The organism is Paenibacillus sp. JCM 9796, assembly GCF_055379675.1.
In genome coordinates this window covers 4389589-4404073 of the sequence record NZ_AP043723.1, presented here as the reverse complement: position 1 = coordinate 4404073, position 14485 = coordinate 4389589, and the positions used below count along the sequence as shown (strand labels likewise).

The window sequence follows — 14485 nt, the reverse complement described above, 5'->3', positions numbered from 1 at the left end:
TCACATTCTCCTATGCAAAATACGTATTATTTGATGTCGTACAGTACTTTTGTGAATGCATATTTGCGGTCGACAAGATCGACGAATACTTTCGGAGCTTCCGAAAGATCATGAATATGAGTGATCATTGGCTGAAGCTGGAGAGCCCCGCTCTTTAAGTAATCGATCGTCGCTTGCCATTCCACGCCCGGGAACGGCGCGCTGTAGGAGTTCCACGATCCGACAAGCGACAGCTCATTGCGGACGATGCATTCAAAGCTCTTAGGCGGCAGAACGACATCCCGATGTGCGGTTCCAAGATACAGCACGCGGCCTTTCTTCTTGGCGATTCTTAGACACTGCTCCTGGGTTTGAACGACCCCAGCAGTTTCAATCGCGGCGTTTACACCTTTGCCGCCGGTCAACCGCTTGATCTCTTGAACCGCATCGACTTCCATCGAGTTCAGAACGATATCGGCTCCGAGCCGCTGTGCCAATTCCAGCTTGTCGGGAGCGACATCGGTTGCTATGATTCGGGTCGCTCCCATGATTTTGGCGAACTGGATTGCAAACAAGCCGATCGTCCCACAGCCGAGAACCGCTACCGTATCGCCGACATTAATGCCAACGCGGATCATCCCGTGTAAGGTGACGGCAGCCGGCTCGACCATGGCACCTTCGTGAAAGGACATTTCATCCGGCAAGCGGACAAGATTTCTGGCCGGCGCCACGGTATATTCCGCATATCCGCCATGAGTACGCGAACCCAAGTAATTGTAATCGTCGCAAAGGCCGTAATCACCGGCCTGGCAAAACTCGCACTCGCCGCAAGGAAGAATCGGTGCGACAGCAACCCGATCGCCCGGTTTAAATTCCTTGACCTTGGCACCGACCTCGGCGACCTCTCCGCAAAATTCATGTCCGGGTATCGTCGGAAACCGATAGGTGCCCGTCTTCATTACGCGCCCGAGGTCGGAACCACATACTCCAGCGGCCCGTACCCGTACTAATACCTCGTCTTCGTTAAAGGAAGGAATCTCTACCTGCTCATAGCGCAGATCGGCCGGCGCATGCAGAACCGCAGCATTCATCATTTTGTTCATCGTTATCCTCCTGCTCTCGGATCAAACTTCCGATGTAATCAAGGCTTTCATTCCCGAGCCTTGAGCGGCATAGTCCAGAGCGGCAACCGTTTCTTCTATCGGGAATTTGGCGGTAATGAGAGACTTCACATCGATTTTTCCGGTGGAAATCATGTTCATTGCTTTGTGAACGTCCAGCAAGCTGGAGCCGGTCGTTGCCGTAACGAGCAGCTCTTTATAATGAATCAGGTTTGTGTTCAAAGTAACGAATTCCTTGCCTTTCGGCAGCCCGCCAAATAAGGAGACGCGGCCGTGATAGCCGGCTACTTCCAGAGCGACCTTCTGCATCTCCGGATCGGAGTTCGATGTAATCACGACATCGACGCCAAGACCGTTTGTAATCTTATCGATTTCAGCCTTCAGATCCTTCTCTCTGTTATTGATGACGATATCTGCTCCATACTGTTTGATTTGCTCGAGCCGCGCGTCCGATCTCCCGGCAACAATGATCCGTCCGCCGGCCATCTTGTTCATCATGACGTGCAAAGCGCCGATCGGCCCGGGCCCGATGATCAGAACCGTATCGCCGGGAACCGTCCGGTGAGCTTCGTAAGCATGCAGCACGCAGGACAGGGGCTCAGCCAATGCCGCCTCCTCATAACTAACATGATCCGGAATCTTGATCACATTGTTGACTGCAAATGAAGGAACTTTGACATATTCGGCAAAGCCGCCGTCCATGCTGATGCCGAACGCTTGGTAGTTGGGGCACAATTGGTTATAACCGCGTATGCACATATGACAATGGCCGCAGCCTACATTCGGAGGCAAAGCAACCCGCTCCCCGACCCGATAACCTGTTATTTGGGAGCCGAGCTTGACGATTTCACCCGAGGTTTCGTGACCAAGCACACGCTTAACGCCCTCAGGAACTTTAAAGTGGCCGTAACGGTAGATTCGGTTATCCGTTCCGCACACGGAGCAGGCTTTCACTTTGACAAGCATCTCGTTCTCTTGAATTTCTGGAACCGGAACATCTTCGATTCGTATGTCGCCGATCCCGTAATAGAAGGCTGCTTTCATGCCGGTTTCCTCTCCCTCCGATGTTGGTTATCTCTCATTTTGATTATACAGAATTTTATTCTTCATTGTAAATTATAAAATATAATTTTATTTTATTTCGATCGAACGAAATTCTATCAAAGCCATAACAGCCTGCTTTGACAGAGATGCTCGTTGTCACACACTGGCTTACTTTTCCCTTGAGCTGCGCAGCACCTTGAACGTTTCTTCCATATAGTTCAAGGTTTGATTGAAATTTTTCGCAGCATAGCAAGCGTAAATCATATCCAGCACAAGAATTTGCGCCGCCTTCGACGCGGAGGCTTCCCAATACAGCGCCGACCCTTCGTTAGACGATTTCGAAGTCGTAAACAGCACAATATCCGAAAATTTTATGATCGGAGAGTCTTCGAACGACGTAATGCCGATCGTGCGCGCGCCTTTAGACTGAGCCAGCTTCATCGATTCAACGACGTTCTTGGTCCGGCCGGAATTGCTGATGCCGACCATGACGTCGCCCGGACCTGCAATCGCCGCGTACATCAATTGAGAGCTTTGGTCCTCGAGATGGATACATTTCTTTCCGGCCCGTGTAAAGCGCAGAACACCCGACAATGCCGCAACACTGGAAGAGCCCATGCCGCTGAAAAGAATAACGTTTGCTTGATCGATCGCTTCAACGGCCTTATCCAGCTGCTCCAGATTTAATCTTTGCTTCGTTTCGGTTAACGTTTGAACGTTCCGGTACAGCACTTTGTCCAGAATCACTTCGTGCGTATCGTGATTGGTAATATCCTCATAAACGTACGTATCCTCAGCCGGGCTATTGCCGCTCGCATCGTTCATCGTTAACGCCTCGGCGATGCCGATCTTCAGTTCCTGATAGCTGTCCAAGCCGATTTCTTTGACGAAACGGGTGATCGTCGACTCGGCCACGTTACATGCAGCAGCGAGTTCTTTCGTCGTAATGATTTTGCACTGGATTGGATTTTCCAGAATGTAATCGGCAATCCGACGCAATGCCGGATTCAAATAAGCGATCTTCTTATTGATTAGTCTAAATACATCCTGCTGTTGAACTTGATTCCCTGCTTCCACCGTCGGTGCACCTCACTTCCAGACTATTTCCTAGACTATTATAAACCATTTTCTAGAAGTGGAAACTTTTTTTCATCCGAGGCGGACGGGGAGCGGATCATACGCGCTTTTTCTTTTTGAGAGAATCGACGTAAACAGCCGTTACGATGACCAACCCTTTAATAATCATTTGCCAGTAGGACGAAACATGCAGCAAATTCAATCCGTTATTCAATACACCGATAATTAATGCACCGATGAAAACGCCGCCGATTTTTCCGACGCCCCCGGAGAAGCTGGTCCCCCCCAAGACGACGGCGGCAATGGCATCGAGCTCGAAGCCATCGCCGGAGGTCGGCTGTGCAGACGACATTCTCGCTGCCAGAATAACCCCGCTTAATCCCGCAAGCAGCCCGGAAATGGTGTATACCAAAATTTCGATTTTGGAAATGCTGATTCCGGAAAATCGTGCCGCCTCCCGATTCCCTCCGACGGCGTAAACATGCCGTCCGAACTTCGTTTTATTCAACAGGAACGAAGTAAGGGCCAAACAAACAACCATAATGACAACGGGAAAAGGAATGGGCCCGATATAACCGTTACCGATGAAAGTCAGCACATCATTTTTGAAGCTCATCGGCCGGCCGCCGGTTAGTACGTAGGAAAGTCCCCGAGCTATGATCATCATGGACAAGGTCACAATGAACGGCGGAATTTTGCCTTTGGTGATGACAAATCCATTGATCATCCCGAGCACGGCGCCCATCAGAATGCCGCATACAAGCGCCGGAACGATCGGCACCCCCATGAACAAAAGCCCGATGGTAATGACCTGGGATGACGCCAGAATGGAGCCTACCGACAAGTCGATGCCGCAGATCAAAATCGTAAAGGTCATCCCGAAAGCGATAATGGCATTAATGGATATTTGTCTGAAGACGTTTAAAATGTTGCTTGGCGTCAAGAATGTCGAGGTCGTCAACGAGAAAAATACGATCAGACCGGCAAGCGCCAGCAATATGCCCGAGTTGGAAACGAAATAACGAAGGATAGGCGAGTTCGTCCATGAATTGTGATTCTTGAGGGCCGACGGACTCATCGTTTGCGAAGTCCTGAATTTCATTTTACCCCTCCTGTTGCGTAAGTAAGAATGTTCTCCTGGGAGATTTCATTTTCATTCGTCAATACACCGCTGATGGTACCTTCGTGCATCGTGATAACCCGCGTACTCATATGGATGATTTCCGGCAGCTCGGACGATACCATGATGATGCTCACCCCGGCTTGGGCCAACGCCGACATGATGGAGTAAATTTCTTTTTTGGCGCCTACATCGATCCCGCGGGTCGGCTCGTCGAGAATCAGGATATCCGGTTTCATCGCCAGCCACTTGGAGATGATCGCTTTCTGCTGATTTCCGCCGCTAAGATTGATCAATTGCTGCTCCGGTGAAGGTGTACGGATAGACAGCTTCTCGATATACTCATCGGCCAGCGCCGACTCTTGTTTTCTGTCCACTTGAAACATCTTTACTAGCGTATCGAGCACGCTAAGGCTGATATTGTAGGACACGCTTTGAATGAGGATGGCCCCTTGTTCTTTCCGGTTTTCCGGGACAAAACCAATGCCAAATCGAATAGCGTCCTTCGGACTTTGGATCGCCGCTTTTTGACCGCCTACATGAATCTCGCCGCCGGTAAGCGGATCGATTCCGAATATCGTTCTCATCAGTTCCGACCTACCGGAGCCGACCAAGCCGTAAAATCCGAGAATCTCGCCTTTGTAAAGGCTGAAGCTAACCTGTTTCACGCGAGTCCCGCTGCTCAGATTCCGTACTTCCAACACTTTCTTTCCCGGAGTAACAGCCGGCTTCGTATAAATTTCGTTCAATTCTCTGCCAACCATTAACTGAACCAGCTCTTTGTAGCTCGTTTCCTTCATTGTTCTGGTACCTACGTAGGTGCCGTCTCTAATAACCGTTACCTTATCGGCTATAGCGAACAGCTCCTCCATACGGTGGGAGATATAAATGACGGAGACGCCTTTTTGCTTCAGCCCTCGAATCGTATCGAGCAGTTTGACAACTTCTTTGTCCGTTAAAGACGATGTGGGCTCATCCATGACGATGATCCGGTTATCCTTGGATAGTGCCTTTGCGATTTCAACCATTTGCTGTTGGGCCACCGTCAAGCTGCCTACCAGCTCGCTTGCGTCAATCCCCAGCTCGTACTGATCCAGTACATGCTGGCCGCGGCGAGTCATTTCTGTCCTATTGATCAGGTGCAGGGGACCCTTGGCGGGTTCCCTGCCCAAGAAAATATTTTCCGCTACCGTCATGTTCGGAGCCAGACAGAGCTCCTGGTGGATGACGCTAATGCCGATGCTTTCCGAAAAGCTGACATCTTTGATTTCTACCTTACGGCCATCAAAGTAGATGTCGCCTTCGTCCGGTGGCTGCAGCCCGCCAAGAATCTTGATCAGCGTCGATTTTCCCGCTCCGTTCTCTCCGAGAAGAGCATGGATTTCGCCCGCCTGCACTTCCAGACTGACGCGGTCGAGCGCTTTGACTCCCGGAAAACTCTTACTGATCTCTTTCATCTGCAATAAAGGCTGTGTGTTGTCCATATGAAGGCACCTTCCTTACCTGCGTCTTGCACCATTCCTTATTTCAAGTACTGCTGATAATTCGATTGATCTATGAATACGCTTTCCACTTTGACCGATTTTTCGAATTTCTCTCCGTTGATTACTTTATATACTAAATCGCCGGCCGTTTGCCCCATCTTTACTGGGAACTGAGCGGATGTGCCTACAATTTTGTTGTCTTTAATCAATTTGATCGCATCCTGAGAGCCGTCGATAGAGTAGATCTTGATATCTGTTCGTTTCGCAGCCTCGATAGCGGCCAAAGCTCCTACTGCCGACGGATCGTTGATCGTAAATACGGCGTTGATCTCAGGGTTCGATTGCAGGAAGTTTTCCATGATTGGCAGCGCGGATTCCGTAGACGCTTTCCCATCTTGTCTGGCGACAATTTTAATGCCAGGAGAGTTTTTTACAGCCTCTTCGAAACCGTTCGTCCGGTCGACAACAGCTTGCACGACGGACCAGTCGATAATGGCTACGTTTGCTTTGCCGCCGGTATTTTTCACCATCGCTTCGCCCAGCACTTTGCCGGCCATAAAGTTGTCGGTCGTGACCATTGCGGTAATCAAATCCGTATCTTCCGGCGGAACGTCCATAATAATGACAGGAATGTTAGCCTTTTTGGCGGAAAGGAGCGCCGTCTTGATCCCTTTGCTGTCTACCGGAGCAATAAAGATTGCATCGACCTTCTGCTGAATGAAATCTTCCACATCGGAAATTTGCTTGTTGATGTCCAATTGAGCGTCGACTTCGATGAGCTTGTCGCCATGCTTATCTACGATTTCGGATTTGAGCCCTTTGCTCCAGTCGATAAAATGCGGGTTGTTCAGGGTAAAATAAGATGCGGCAAACACGTGCTGCTTCTTCCCGTCTTTGGCGGAAGCTGCGCCTCCGTTCGGATTGCCGGCTGCATTTGGGGCTTGATTTTGCGCTCCGCATGCCGCCGATACCAACACCAGCACCAGAGCCATAAGCAGCGAGAAAATTTTTACAATTGTTGTTTTCATGGTACGATTCCCCCTTGTTCTTGTAAAAATGAATTAATGCACTTCCCAGTCCTTTGTCCTTTCGACCGCTTTTTGCCAGCCGGCGTACAATTGGTTGCGCTTACACTCTTCCAATGCCGGTTCGAAGCGTCGTTCCATCTCGAAAGTGTCCAGCAATTGACTTTGGCTTTCCCAGAAACCGGTTGCAAGACCGGCCAGGAATGCCGCACCGCGCGCCGTCGATTCCACGATTTTCGGGCGGATGACGGGTACGCCCAGCAAATCCGCTTGGAATTGCATAACGAAATTGTTGTTGCATACTCCACCGTCTACTTTAAGTTCCTTGTTCGGAATTCCCGAATCCTGTTCCATACAGGAGATGACATCGCGAATTTGATAAGCGATCGATTCCAAAGTGGCCCGAACGATATGGTTGCGGTTGGCCCCGCGGGTAAGTCCGAGAATTGCGCCTCTCGCATATTGATCCCAATATGGAGCGGACAATCCGACAAAAGCCGGAACGACGTAAACTCCATTGGTATCGGGAACTTCTTGGGCCAGCTGTTCCGTTTCCTTAGCGCTTGATATCAATTTAAGCTCGTCGCGAAGCCATTGGACCGAGGCGCCGACGACATAAAGCAAACCTTCCAGCGCATACTCCACTTTATTGTTCAATCCCCAAGCGACTGTCGTAAGAAGGCCCGAATCGGAACGGATCGGTCTTGATCCCGTATTCATCAGCAGAGAACCGCCGGTCCCGTAAGTAGCCTTAACCATGCCTTCCTGGTGACACGCCTGGCCAAACAGCGCTCCTTGCTGATCGCCGACTGCGGCAGCTATCGGAATGCTGGCTCCGAACAACGCTTCGTCGGTCATTCCGTACACGTCGCTGGAGGGGCGAAGCTCGGGAAGCATGGCGCGGGGAACGTCCAGTTCCTTTAGCATGACGTCGTCCCATTCAATCCGATTAATGTTGAACAAGAGCGTTCGAGATGCGTTGGAGTAATCCGTAACATGTACCTTGCCGCCGCTCAAATTCCAAATTAGCCAGGAGTCGACCGTACCGAAGAGCAGTTCTCCCCGCTCCGCCTTCTCTCTGGCGCCATCGATATGGTCCAGAATCCATTTGATTTTGGTTCCGGAGAAATAGGCGTCAATCAGCAAACCGGTATTGGCTTTGACGTACTCGCTCAGGCCTCTCTCCTTAAGCTCTTCGCAAATGTCGGCCGTACGGCGGTCTTGCCATACAATGGCATTCATCACAGGTTTACCTGTCGCTCTATCCCACACAACGGTTGTTTCCCTCTGATTGGTAATGCCGATTCCGGCTACGTCCTCAGGCTTTGCGTTGGCTTGGAGCATAGCTTCTTTAGCCGTCTTGAGTTGAGCGTTCCAGATTTCCGTCGGGTTATGCTCCACCCAGCCCGGCTTCGGATAAATCTGTGCAAAATCTTGATAAGCTATCGAGACGATATTCCCGTTGCGGTCGAATAATATAGACCTTGCACTGGTTGTTCCGCAATCAAAGGACAGTACATATTTCGCTACCATGCCAACAACCCACTTTCCAAAGCTGTAATTGCCAAAAGTGTTGCGAGGACAAAAGCGCTTACATGAAAGCACCGTTGTTATTTCTTAACGCGATGCGGCTGAACGGCCCGACGAGCCGTCCACCTCATTCGAACCTATAGCCGCCGGACCGGAGAACCGCATCTTTGTCAAGACAATGCTACCGATTATACTTCCATGCCGTAACGGTGAATCTTGTGAGTCGGGTAGAAGGAGAATGAAGGAATTGTGACGTCGGATGTTCTCGTTGCAACGAACAGTGTCGCTTCCGCTACATTTTCAACGTCGATGCAGCTGTTATAAATGCCTTCTTTCATTTCCTTCTCATCCAGCCATCCTTCAATGTAAGCAGGGATTTCGCCGTCGTAAATGCCCTTATCGATAATTTCGGTCATCGGTGTTTTTACGTGAGAAGGGTTAATGACCGTTACACCGATATTCTTGCCCTTGCCTTCCAGCAAAATGTTTTTGCTGAGACCCATCATGCCGTGCTTGGATGCGCGATATGGGCTGTGTCCCGGGCCGGATGCCACTTTCGCCGAGGAGGATCCCATGTTGATGATTCTTCCGCCGGTATGCTGCTTCTCCATGTACCGGAACGCTTCGCGGCAGCACAGGAATACGGCTGTCAAGTTCGGTCCGATCGTCTTGTTCCATTCTTCAAGCGTCGTCTCGCTAATCAGCGGTGACAGCGAATCGCGGCCTGCGCTATTGACCAACAGATCGATTTTGCCCCATTTGTCGAACGCCAGCTTGAAAAATTCGGCCACCTGATCCTCTTCAGTAACATCTCCCAAAAATGTCTCGCAAATTCCATTGCTCGCGGTAATATCGGAAGCTACTTGTTTCATCCGAGTACCGTCGATATCAACCAACAGCACCTTGCTTCCATTCGCCGCGAAAATCTTAGCTACGGCTTCGCCGATTCCCGAAGCTGCCCCCGTTACGATTGCAACTTTGCCTTCCAACTTATTTCCTTGGCTGTACATCTGCTTCTCCCTCTCCCATTTGAAATTCCTGCTGCTTGAACCATAAGAATGATTTCTTATACTCATATTATAGAATACTATTTTATTGTGTCAATCATAAAATGAAATTTTATTCGATTGCAGTCATGAAAAAATCGAAGGACATCTTTTTAGACGCAAATGAACGCTTCCGGCTCCGGGTCGTAGACGAAATCGATCCTCTTGTTTCTAAACATCCGAAATGCCGGTTTGTCGCCAAGAGTAAGTTCCGCCGCCGCTTCTTCGTCAAGCAGGACGACCGTATCGGAATGCAGCTGAAGCAAGGATCCTGGGCAGTTCGTCGTAACGGGGCCTGTAAATGCCTGATGAACAATTGAGCTTTTCTCTTTGCCATGGGCGATGAAAAGCACCTTGCTTGCCCTCATAATCGGACCTATGCCCATCGTTATTGCATGACGGGGAATCGGCTCTTCCTCAGAAAAATACTTGGCATTCGCCCTGCGCGTTTCCTCCGTCAATGCAACGATATGAGTCTCGCAAGACAGATCGGTGCCCGGCTCGTTAAAGCCGATATGACCGTTCAATCCGATACCAAGCAGTTGCACATCCAAAGACCCTGCTTCATGCAGCAACGCCTCGTAGCGGTGGCATTCCTCCTCGGCCGAATCCGCGGTTCCGTCGGGAATATGAATTCGTGCGGGATCTATATCGATATACTTGAATAAATGATCGCGCATAAAGGCAGCATAGCTTTGAGGATGTTTCCAAGACAGTCCGATGTACTCGTCGAGATTATAAGCGCTGACGTGCTGGAAGCTGACCGATCTCGTTTTCCCCAAGTTCACCAGTTCGCGATAAATGCCGACAGGAGACGATCCGGTTGCAAGCCCGAGCTTCGGATGTGCCTTCGATTGAACGATGTGGAGTAAAATTTCGGCCCCTATACGGTCCGCATCTTCGGGACGGGTAAATACGGCAATTTTCATCTCGTCTTACCCCTCTCGGAACGCTCTCACTTTATCGACGAGCCGCTTGCTTTTCGACGTAATCGAGGCGTAGTCACCATGCTTTGCAGAGCTGATCAAAGAGCCTCCGACGCCTACTGCAACTGCTCCGGCATCCAGCCACTCTGTAATCGACTGTTCGTTGACACCGCCTGTCGGCATCACGTTGATTTGCGGCAGCGGCCCTTTCAGCGAGCGGATCATGGAAGGTCCGTAGACTTCGCCCGGGAACAGCTTGATGATATCCGCTCCTGCACTCATCCCTTCGACCGCTTCCTTCACAGTCATTGCTCCTGGCATGCAAGGTATGCCGTAACGATTGCACAGCCGAATCGTTTCCGCATCGACATACGGGCTTACGACAAATTGCGCTCCCGATAAAATGGCCATGCGAGCCGTTTCGGGATCCAATACGGTTCCCGCTCCTAGCGTTACTTCGCCGGATGTAAAATGGTTCGCCAATTGCTCAATGACTTTGTGAGCAAAAGGAACGGTAAACGTAATTTCCAAACTTGAGATGCCGCCTTCCAAGCAGGCCTCAGCGATCTTAATTGCCTGCTCGCCGTTGTCGGCACGCACCACGGCTACAATTCCTTCGTCACAAATTCGTTTGATTACTTTTAGTTTATTAATCGACATAGGCCTATTCCCCTTGGTCCGTAACGGTTACTTTAAATATTCCAGGACATTCGCTGCAGCCATAACGCCCATATTCTCGACCGCTTGATAGGTTGAAGCTGCGCAATGGGAGCCGATGACCAGATTGTCCAGCTCCAGAAAACCGCGATCCTGCGGAGGCTCCTGTTCAAACACATCGATGCCTGCGCCCCAAATCCGATTGTCCCGCAGAGCTTGCAAAAGCGCCTGCTCGTCAATCAGTCCGCCTCTCGCCGTGTTGACAATGACAGCCGTTTCTTTCATGCTTGCCAGCTCTTTCGCGCCGATCAAATGATGCGTTTGCTCCGTTAGCGGCAGATGCAGGCTGACAAAATCGGATTGCTCTAACAGCTCTTTCAAGCTCACATATTCAATCTGATGCTCAGCCGCATAAGCTTCATCCCGAAATAAATCATACGCCAGCACCTTCATGTTAAATCCGCGCGCCCTTGCGGCTACGCCTTTGCCAATTGCCCCCATGCCGACGAGTCCGAGCGTCTTCCCCCATACGTCGACGGAGGTAATCTTCGTCCAATTCAACTGCCTGCAGCCCTTATCGATCGGAATCATTCTTCTTGCGGCGGCAAGCATGAGCGCCATCGCGTAGTCGGCTACAGCATCCTTATTGGCTCCGTTCGTTACCGTCACCGGAATGCCTTTGCTCCGTGCATAGTTCAAATCGATATTATCCGTTCCTACGCCATACTTCGAAATGACTTTTAATTTCGGGGCATGCTCCAGCACCTCTTGATCGACCGGGTCCACGCCGACGATGAGCGCATCCGCTTCTGCGACCAAATCCATCATTTCTTGCTTGCTCAGAATGCGTCCATACGGATTCAATACGAGTTCGCAGCCTTTCTCCTTCAGCATGTCGATCGGTTGCGGATTCCCTTTGCCGAACGATCGGGGTGTAACCAATACTTTGTGAGCCATATGCGCTTCCCCCTCTAGTTCTTCCTGATCTTACGCGAAAATGCGAATGACGGGTTGTGAACCATCATATCCGCTATGGCGGACTCCGAAACTCCACGCTCGCGCAGCAACGGAATAAAACTTGCCGTCATGTGATCAAGTCCGATTTCACCGCCGTAGCTTTTCAGTCTGGCGCGAGTTGTATCGAGCCCTAGCAAAATTGACCTGCCGTAGCCGCGCTCCAGCATCCGAACGATCAAATCCGCCTCACTCTCATCGTCGTGATACTTATATCTGCCGATCGTATCGTATTCCAGATATACGCCGGATTGAGCGAGAGCCCGGTGAACGCCGTCATCTCCGAGCGTCCGGTCCAGATGGCAGACGATCAACTGATCGGGAGCGATTCCCAGCCTCATGAAATGTTCGGCAACGACGATGCCTTGGCGGTGAGTCTCGGTATGGCACATAATCGGAACGCCGGTTTGCAGCGAAGCGAGAGCTGCCGCATTCAGCAGCTTGATACATAGCGCACCCGGCTGATCCTCATCGATGGCGGTTTTGATCAGTCCGGCTTTGGCGGTTATACGCTCCGCCGGCCAATTCCGGTCCGCACCGACATACATCCCTGCTTCAATTTCGGAGATGAACAGCCGGGCAAGACGCTCTTCGTCCATCTGGAACAACCAATGATCCTTTTCATAGAAGCTTGCCTTATGAAATCCGGTTGACGCGATAATGTGAACGCCGGTTTGTTCGGACGCCGCGGCCAGCAAATCCGCCATGCGGCCGCAGCCGACCGGCTGCGCATCGATAACAGCTCTTCCGCCTAGACGGAAAAAGCGGTGCAGCTCTTCGCTCGTCTTCTCGAAATCGTCGATGCGCAGTACCGGATTCAACTGCGACGGCTTGCCTTCTGCAATGAACAGATGCTCGTGACTGTGACAAAATCCTAACTCCGTAGAAGGGATATCTCCCAAAACCGTACGAATGAACGTAGTGAATTCTCCTTTCCGCTAAGCTGAAGTAGTCCCTTCACGGATAGATTAACACAGGTACGTCATTTTGTCATCATCTCATTAGGTTGTCATTACATCCTTACATGTTTATCATCTGAAATCAGGCGGTACGCGCCTGGCCATCCCTGTCCAAATCGCCGCTTCAATGACTGCATGCCTTACTTTTGGAACAACGTGTTCGTTAAAAATACTGGGGATAATATACAGCTCGTTCAATTCGCTCTCCGCAATGACGGAAGCGATGGCCCGGGAAGCCGCCAACTTCATCGGATCGTTGATTTGGCTCGCTCTGCAGTCAAGCGCCCCCCGGAAAATACCCGGAAACGCCAGCACATTGTTGATTTGATTCGGGTAATCGCTCCTGCCTGTTGCGAGAATGCGGACATGGGGGCGCGCTTCCTCCGGATCGATTTCAGGTTTGGGATTGGCCATTGCGAATACGATATTGTCGGGGGCCATTTGCTTGATATCTTCCGCTGTGAGAAGCCCTCCCTTGGACACTCCGATAAACACGTCCGCCCCCCGCAGAGCTTCCTTCAAACCCGTTTTCTCGCAGCCCACCTGCGGTTGATCGGCAAGCCATTGCCACATCGGATGCGGGTAATGTCCGCCTCGTACGATCGTACCTTCCCGATCGACCGGAATCAGTTGGGTTACTCCCGCGGACAGCAGCATTTTACAAATCGCGACGCCCGCTGCACCGATGCCGCTAACGACGACCCGAACTTGATCGATTCGCTTTCCAACCAGCTTCAACGCATTCAGCAGACCGGCAAGGACCACGATGGCCGTACCGTGCTGATCGTCGTGGAATACCGGAATATTCAGACGCTCGGCCAACTGCGTTTCGATTTCGAAACAGCGCGGAGAGCTGATGTCTTCCAGGTTAATGCCGCCAAAGATCGGACTGATATGAAGGATAGTGCGCACAATCTCGTCTGTATCTTTCGTATCCAAACATATGGGAAAAGCGTCGACGCCTGCCAGCTGTTTGAACAGCATCGCCTTTCCCTCCATGACCGGGGCGGCAGCCTGGGGACCGATGTCTCCCAGGCCGAGCACCGCTGTCCCGTCCGATATGACTGCCACGGTATTCCGCTTGATGGTCAGCGAATAAGCCTTGCCCGGATCTTCATGGATCGAGTTGCAAACCTTGGCTACGCCCGGAGTATAGACGCGCGATAAATCGTCCCTGTTTTTAATCGGCATATTCGGATGAATCGATATTTTACCGCCCAAATGTGCCAAAAACGTCCGGTCGGAAACGTTGACGACGGTTACGCCTTCGAGCTGCTGCAGAGCTTCGGCGACAGCTGTTTCCCCGAGTTCCGACACATGGACCGTAATATCGCGTACGGAACCGCTTTTGCTGGTCCTGATCACATCGATCGATACGATATCGCCCCCTGCCTTGCCGATGGAGTTGGCCACTTCCCCAAAAGTGCTCACTTCATGATTAATCTCCAAACGAAAAATGATGCTGTTATATCCCACCAGCTACCTCCCCTTGCCGAAGAACGA

The 14485-nt window shown here is 51.0% G+C and carries 13 protein-coding genes; all 13 read right to left on the bottom strand.

Annotated features, from left to right (window positions below; translation table 11 throughout):
- Nucleotides 1–26: 26 nt before the first annotated feature.
- The 13 genes from ACZ439_RS21170 to ACZ439_RS21110 all read right to left on the bottom strand — a co-directional run bounded on the left by ACZ439_RS21170 (nt 27) and on the right by ACZ439_RS21110 (nt 14458).
- Nucleotides 27–1082 carry a galactitol-1-phosphate 5-dehydrogenase gene (locus ACZ439_RS21170; protein ID WP_464620154.1) on the bottom strand — a complete coding sequence of 352 codons (1056 nt, stop codon included), beginning with the start codon at nt 1080–1082 and terminating at the stop codon, nt 27–29.
- A 21-nt stretch (nt 1083–1103) separates the two neighbouring features.
- Entirely contained in the window at nt 1104–2144 is a 1041-nt protein-coding gene (locus ACZ439_RS21165) for a zinc-dependent dehydrogenase (RefSeq protein ID WP_054799521.1), read from the bottom strand.
- Nucleotides 2145–2312: 168 nt separating this feature from the next.
- Entirely contained in the window at nt 2313–3221 is a 909-nt protein-coding gene (locus ACZ439_RS21160; RefSeq protein ID WP_464620153.1) for a MurR/RpiR family transcriptional regulator, read from the bottom strand.
- A 97-nt stretch (nt 3222–3318) separates the two neighbouring features.
- On the bottom strand, nt 3319–4323 hold the full coding sequence (locus ACZ439_RS21155; protein ID WP_464620152.1) for an ABC transporter permease: 1005 nt from the start codon (nt 4321–4323) through the stop codon (nt 3319–3321).
- The gene (locus ACZ439_RS21150) at nt 4320–5825 is read right to left on the bottom strand and encodes a sugar ABC transporter ATP-binding protein (RefSeq protein ID WP_464620151.1); all 1506 of its coding nucleotides are present in this window, start codon (nt 5823–5825) and stop codon (nt 4320–4322) included. The genes ACZ439_RS21155 and ACZ439_RS21150 overlap by 4 nt, the downstream gene beginning before the upstream one ends.
- 38 nt (nt 5826–5863) lie before the next feature.
- Nucleotides 5864–6853 (bottom strand): substrate-binding domain-containing protein, encoded by a 990-nt coding sequence (locus tag ACZ439_RS21145; protein ID WP_464620150.1) that lies wholly within the window; start codon nt 6851–6853, stop codon nt 5864–5866.
- 33 nt (nt 6854–6886) lie between these two features.
- A complete protein-coding gene (gene glpK, locus ACZ439_RS21140) occupies nt 6887–8383 on the bottom strand; it encodes a glycerol kinase GlpK (protein WP_054796770.1) in 1497 nt (498 codons plus the stop codon).
- A gap of 185 nt (nt 8384–8568) precedes the next feature.
- Nucleotides 8569–9390: an SDR family oxidoreductase gene (locus ACZ439_RS21135; protein ID WP_464620149.1), complete on the bottom strand. Its 822-nt coding sequence runs from the start codon at nt 9388–9390 to the stop codon at nt 8569–8571.
- Nucleotides 9391–9539: 149 nt separating this feature from the next.
- Nucleotides 9540–10355 (bottom strand): glucosamine-6-phosphate deaminase, encoded by an 816-nt coding sequence (gene nagB, locus ACZ439_RS21130; RefSeq protein WP_464620148.1) that lies wholly within the window; start codon nt 10353–10355, stop codon nt 9540–9542.
- 6 nt (nt 10356–10361) lie between these two features.
- Nucleotides 10362–11012 (bottom strand): bifunctional 2-keto-4-hydroxyglutarate aldolase/2-keto-3-deoxy-6-phosphogluconate aldolase, encoded by a 651-nt coding sequence (locus tag ACZ439_RS21125; RefSeq protein ID WP_464620147.1) that lies wholly within the window; start codon nt 11010–11012, stop codon nt 10362–10364.
- Nucleotides 11013–11039: 27 nt separating this feature from the next.
- Nucleotides 11040–11966, bottom strand: a complete 927-nt coding sequence (locus ACZ439_RS21120) for a phosphoglycerate dehydrogenase (protein WP_054796769.1) — start codon at nt 11964–11966, stop codon at nt 11040–11042.
- A 14-nt stretch (nt 11967–11980) separates the two neighbouring features.
- On the bottom strand, nt 11981–12925 hold the full coding sequence (locus tag ACZ439_RS21115; RefSeq protein ID WP_464620146.1) for a phosphotriesterase family protein: 945 nt from the start codon (nt 12923–12925) through the stop codon (nt 11981–11983).
- Between the two features lie 129 nt (nt 12926–13054).
- A complete protein-coding gene (locus tag ACZ439_RS21110) occupies nt 13055–14458 on the bottom strand; it encodes an NAD-dependent malic enzyme (RefSeq protein WP_464620145.1) in 1404 nt (467 codons plus the stop codon).
- Between the last annotated feature and the right edge of the window lie 27 nt (nt 14459–14485).